The 6,024-nt window shown below is 29.3% G+C and carries 6 protein-coding genes; all 6 read right to left on the bottom strand.

Features of this window, described 5'->3' with window-relative positions; genetic code table 11:
• Positions 1-90: 90 nt before the first annotated feature.
• A complete protein-coding gene (locus G6N05_RS15325; protein WP_166131809.1) occupies positions 91-1,164 on the bottom strand; it encodes an HpaII family restriction endonuclease in 1,074 nt (357 codons plus the stop codon).
• Entirely contained in the window at positions 1,148-2,428 is a 1,281-nt protein-coding gene (locus G6N05_RS15320; RefSeq protein ID WP_166131806.1) for a DNA cytosine methyltransferase, read from the bottom strand. Before G6N05_RS15320 ends, G6N05_RS15325 begins: the two co-directional genes overlap by 17 nt.
• 287 nt (positions 2,429-2,715) lie before the next feature.
• Positions 2,716-3,648, bottom strand: a complete 933-nt coding sequence (locus G6N05_RS15315) for an archaemetzincin (protein ID WP_166131803.1) — start codon at positions 3,646-3,648, stop codon at positions 2,716-2,718.
• A gap of 152 nt (positions 3,649-3,800) precedes the next feature.
• Positions 3,801-4,376, bottom strand: a complete 576-nt coding sequence (locus G6N05_RS15310) for a hypothetical protein (RefSeq protein ID WP_166131800.1) — start codon at positions 4,374-4,376, stop codon at positions 3,801-3,803.
• 227 nt (positions 4,377-4,603) lie between these two features.
• Entirely contained in the window at positions 4,604-5,401 is a 798-nt protein-coding gene (locus tag G6N05_RS15305; RefSeq protein ID WP_166131797.1) for a hypothetical protein, read from the bottom strand.
• Positions 5,402-5,404: 3 nt separating this feature from the next.
• The coding region (locus G6N05_RS15300) for a hypothetical protein (protein ID WP_205729776.1) at positions 5,405-6,024 on the bottom strand (620 nt) is incomplete at its 5' end.

Below are 6,024 nucleotides of genomic sequence, written 5' to 3'. Positions count from 1 at the left end.
CTATCAAAGATAAAATTTCTTGCGAGAAATAAACGTGAATTTACTACAAAATTCGCAATCTTGCCAAACGCCTGTTAACTGATGCCCGTTTTATTTAAATCTGATTTGCAAGTTTAGTTTAAAGTAACTTTTCCCATTTTCGTTATATATTTTTCCGAATTCGTGTCTTGAACTACTTGCGGTTTCTAATTTTGTATTTTGAAATAAATATTCTTCAAATTGATTTCTATTGTAAATATGATAACACAAAACATCTCCGTTCTCTTTTACAATCAAATATCCACCTGTTGCGTCATATATTCCATTCCAAACTTTTGATGGCGTCATTCCTAAAGCTACGTCAGTTAAGAAGCGTTTGATTTTGTATTCATAAAATGTATGAGCAAATTGTTTGTCATAATTTAACGGATTTGTTTTATTTATGTTTTCGGTTAAATCTTTTATAGAACTTAAGCTTGATGTGTAAAAAGTTTTAACAATTTCTGCTAAAATATTTGGTAACAAACTATCAATTAATACTAAATTATTTTTGAAAACATCTTGTTCAAGTGAAACGTAATTTATGTTTCCATCTAATTGTTTTATGTTTTCAATTCTATCTTTAATCTTACTTTTTGTGTCAATTTCGTTTATGCTTTTTGTTTGATTTTCTGTTGGTTGAAAACCTGAAATCTGATAAATGAAATTTGTTGTTTTTCCTGCATTTAAAAGAGTAGCTTGTCCGCCAAGTTGTGATTTAATACTAAATCCTAATTCTGCGGTTTGGTTTATTCTTTGGTCGTGAATTACAATTCGAATATCAGATTTTGAAGTTGATTTTGCTTTTAAAGAACTACAATTTATAGAGTTCATAAAAGTTTCTATTTCTGGAATACTGAAAGCACCATTTGAACCTTTTATTGTTGCTAACAACTTTACCGATTGTTCGGTAAAAGTTTTCACAGGAATTCTTAATTGTTCTTTTCCGCCTGAAATTATTACAAAATCACTATTTATTTCATATTCAAAATTTCCACCACTTTCGTTACGAATAATCTTGATTATTGGATAAAATAATTCTTCAACTTTGTTTAAATCTGCATCACCTGCAAATAATTGTTTATCGCCAAGTAATTTAAACAAAGCGTAAATTTCACTCCATTCTCCTTTATTTCCTGATAGCATATTTCTTAATTCCGATTAGTTCTAAAATTTTATTTGCTGTTGCTTGAATTGCTGGAACAGCAACGGAGTTGCCGAATTGTTTATATGCAGATGCGTCAGCAACTGGAATTATAAAATTATCAGGAAATCCTTGTAATCTTGCCCATTCTCTTGGTGTCATTTTACGAATTCCTTCACGATTTACAGTTCCTTTTATGTGAGTTGTTGGTGTGTAATCTGTAATTCTATGGTCTAAAACCAAGTTTCTTTCTCTTCCCATTCCGCCAACAACAATTGCGTTTGCAATTCCATTGTCAGGAATTATTGCGTATCCAAAGCCATTTCCTTTATTTTCGTGTCTCGCTTTGTGATTAACTAAAGTTTGAACGTATTGTGTTGAAAGATAATATTTTGTTGGTGGAACATTTCTTTCTTTTACATCTTCAAAAGTTGGATTTACTTCAAAAGGTTTTGGGTATTCAAAATTTGAAATATTTAAATCTTGGCGAAAGCCAACGATGTAAATTCTTTCGCGATTTTGCGGAACTCCAAAATTTTTGGCATTAATAATTTGTGGTTCAGGCACAAAATAACCTAAATCATTTCTTAAAACATTTAGTATTGTTTCTAAAGTTTTTCCTTTGTCGTGACTTCTTAATCCTTTTACGTTTTCGAGAAAAATTGCTTTTGGCTTATGTTTTTTGATAATTTCTGCAACATCAAAAAACAATGTTCCTCTTGTATCATCAAATCCGCCACGTTTTCCAGCAATTGAAAATGCTTGACAAGGAAAACCTGCACAAAGTAAATCGAATTCCTCTGGAATATAATTTTTAATTTGCTTTTTTGTAATGTCTCCAAATGGAATTTCTCCGAAGTTTGCTCTATAAGTTTTTTGTGCTTCTTTGTCCCATTCACTTGTAAAAACACATTTACCGCCAAGGTTTTGCATAGCAATTCTAAAACCGCCAATCCCTGCAAATAAATCTATAAACTTAAAAGTATAGTTTTCTGGAGTTGGAAACGGAACGTTTTCAACTTCAAAAAGAAGTTGTTGCATCGCATCTTCAGCAACGATTAAAAGTTTTTCTTCTTCTTGTTTGTAAGTTACAAAATCATTTAAAACATCTAAAGCATCATCTTTATAATACTTTGAAAATCCGTTATGTATGTTGTGTAGATAATGAGTTAAAACCGCTTTTCCATTTTCATTTGGTTCAACAAGTCTTATCTGATAGCGTTTGCCATCAAATTCGTCAATACTTATTTTTTCTTTTAACTTCATTTATAATTCAATTCTATTTTTCGCAAGTTCGTAATTTTTGCGTTAAGAATTATCATAAATTAGAAAAGTATTTCACGATTTTTTCAACATCTTTTTAAGATAGATTTTATGGTTTCTTTATATGAAAAATGTTGTTTTTTATTCTGGTGCCCTCGGGTTTCAGTTAACGTCCCGGCGCTTGGCGAGGTTGCGAACTTCGGAACCGATTATTTTCTGTTAAAGATAAAATTTCTTGCGAAATGTAAACGTGAATTTACTACAAAATTCGCAATCTTGCCAAACGCCTGTTAGTGGCTGGCTTTTCTTATTCTGCGCAAACAATCTTTATAATATTTTATTTCAGTTTCGTTATTTTCTTTTTTCCAAAATTTAGCCAATTCTTCAAAGCGTTTAGTATAATCAAATTCGATTGCGTATTTTAATTTCTCTAATGCTCTTGGTGATAAATCGAACTTCCCTTTGTATAATTCGTCTATATTACTATGAAAGTTCATAGCACATTTGAAGTCTTTCACATTTGGAATCGAAAACATATTTACAATTTGCTTAGATACTACTTTTCGTATGTTGTATTTAGTTTCTTCTTTATAGTCAATAAGTCTAAAAGTTGAAACTAAACCAACGCCATCTTTTAAATCTGAAATACCAAAAAGATAGTTGTATTTTGGGTTGTAAATATCATGTTCTGTTATTCCTAAAACTGCAATCGCGTCTTTTGGTTTGTTATTTTTTAAAACAGCGTTAATGAATGAACTTGCTTGAATTTGTTCTGTTAGGTTTGGAGTTCCACCTTTCATTTTTGAATAATAATCAAAGTCAGAATCTGGAACCATTCTTGTCTTAATCGAGGACATTTTCTTGATACTGTCGTAAGGAATTCTATCTAATACTTTTACTTCTAATTGAAAAAAAACTTTTAAATATTCAACTTCTGATTGAATGATTTTTTCAACTTCAGGTTTCATGTTTCCAAATGGTTGTAGATAAACTACTTTTCGAGTAGAATCAATTTTATTTGGATTTGAGTTAATATATTCAAGCAACGTTTTATCATATTCTTTCATAGTCAATCTTTCGTGTAGATTGTCAATTGACTTTAAGGAATAAACATTTGTGTCAACAGATATTTTATTTTTCTGTTGAATTGGTTGTTTAGTTTTATCTGAATTACAGCTCCAGATAAAAATAGAAATTATTGCAAAAATAAATGTTTGTTTCATATTAAAGTGTTGTTTTCTGAGCTTGCCACTAACGTTCCGGCGCTTGGCGAGGTTGCGAACTTCGGAACCGATTATTTTCTATCAAAGATAAAATTTCTTGCGAGAAATAAACGTGAATTTACTACAAAATTCGCAATCTTGCCAAACGCCTGTTAGGCGATGTTTTTCTTAATTGGATATTCAAAATCAGGATAAATTTTATCAAATAATTCTAATTCCTCTACGTCATATTTTTTTTCGCACCATCCTGTTGAAATATTGATTTCTCCAAAGCCAAAATAAAACAAATCATTTTCATAATATCTAATTTTATTTTCAGAAAAATAACTCAAAGTTGTTTCAAGTGAAGAACCTTTTTCATTCAAAAGTTTTTTACGATTTAACCAAAATAATGTATTATCACCATAAATACCACCAATTTTAATTTGTGCTGTTTCAAAATCTAAATTTTTTAAAATGTCCTCAAATTCAAAAATAAAATTATTTAATTCACTTGTGTCTCGTAAGAAATACTTTGCACTTCGTCCAAATGTAATAAAAACATTGTCGTAGCAATATGGTTTTTCCTCTGTTCCAATTGAAAAAATTGCAGGATGAAAATAAAAATAGTTTTTTGTTATTAAATCATTTTGAATAAACTTAATTGCGTCTTTATGATTTCGTGTCTCATTTTTTGCGTAGTCCATATCTAGCATTAAAACACCGTAAAAATAATTCCATTCAAACATATACCTTATTTTTAGTTGGTTATTCTATTAAACAATATTTGTTGTTATAAAGTAATATTGGATTCTTGAGTCTGTGTTAAAATATCGCCTAACGTTCCGGCGCTTGGCGAGGTTGCGAACTTCGGAACCGATTATTTTCTGTTAAAGATAAAATTTCTTGCGAGAAATAAACGTGAATTTACCACAAAATTCGCAATCTTGCCAAACGCCTGTTGGTAGCAGTTTTTTTATTTATTCATTGGTATTACATAACATTTTTCATCTTTAGTTTTTAGCCGCAAAAAATAATTTTCTTTTTCATCAAACCAAACATTTTTAGGTGTAATTATTTTATATTTATCATTTAGTTTTTCAATTAGCCAATCTTTTTGGTGTTTGTCAAAACAATATAAAACAAATCCCAAGCTATCATTTATTATAGACTTATCAGATTCAATATAATCTGCATAATTTGTAAAAGGTGAAATTACATCAGCTGTAAAAGTTAAAAACATTAACGAATTATCATATTGCTTTTTTAACTCAATGATATTGATTTTATCAGTATGATTAAAAACTTTATTGTCTTTTTGCGTAAATGTGTACCTAAAAGAACTCTGGTCTTCACCAAGAAACTGAATTAAATTTTTTAGTTCTTTTGTGTATTTCTCGTAATCTGAACTTAGTTCAGTTTTAAAGTTTTGATTAGTTGCGATTTTATCATAATGTTTTTCAAAAATAGAAAACAGATCACTTAATTTATGTGTTTTAAAATCCTTCCCAATTCCTATTTGGCTATATTTATTTAGATATTTTATGTTTTCTTTTAGTGCTAATTCTATTGAGTGCCTAATAAGATAAAGTAGAGGATGTGCAATAACGTCAACTCTAAATTTTTCTTCAATGACTTGATTTATTAATATGTCAATTGCATTTTCGTATTGACCAACTAAACTCATATCTGAATCAGAATATCCAATATATGCTACAAGTTTATCTTTTTGATTATTAGTTAAATCGTCTGGAATATCTTTTTTGAACCACATATTTTAAAAATCACTTGAAAACATTGCGTTCGTAAGTTTTATGTCATAAACATTTATATATCCTCCAATATATAAAGAATCAAATTTAAACAATTCTAAAACTACATTCTTTCCAGCCCAAATCGCTCCATTTAATATTTTGCCATCTTTGTTAGTAGGTTTTACCCATTTTTCACCATAAGTTTTTTCTAATGCAGATAAAATTCTTTCAAAATCACTTGATTCAAAATCACCAAAGTTAACTCCGATATTAAAAAGTTTATTTTTGAAAAAGCTTAAACTTATACTTTCAACTTTTTCGTTGAAAATATTATCAATATCACTACCAACATAGTCATAAACTACAACATTTGGATTTTGAGATGCTTGATTTTCTTGTTTGACAATATTTTTAATTAAAGATGGACTACTGCCAAATTTGAAATGTCTAAAACCATTTTTTATGTCTAAATCGTTTAAAGTTTGCGAAATAGAAGTTTGACAAATAAAAATAAGTAAAAATAAAATTTTGTTCATGTTTTTCAGTTTTTCGTTAAAATTGCTACCAACGGGCCGCGGCTTTGCGCAGGGCTTGCCTTTTTCTGGCAAGGCTTGCGCAAAACCGCTGTTGTACGCTGTTACTC

The organism is Flavobacterium bernardetii (assembly GCF_011305415.1).
Taxonomy (GTDB): Bacteria; Bacteroidota; Bacteroidia; order Flavobacteriales; family Flavobacteriaceae; genus Flavobacterium; species Flavobacterium bernardetii.
The sequence above is the reverse complement of the archived record's forward strand: the minus strand, read 5'-3'. Positions and strand labels throughout refer to the sequence as shown.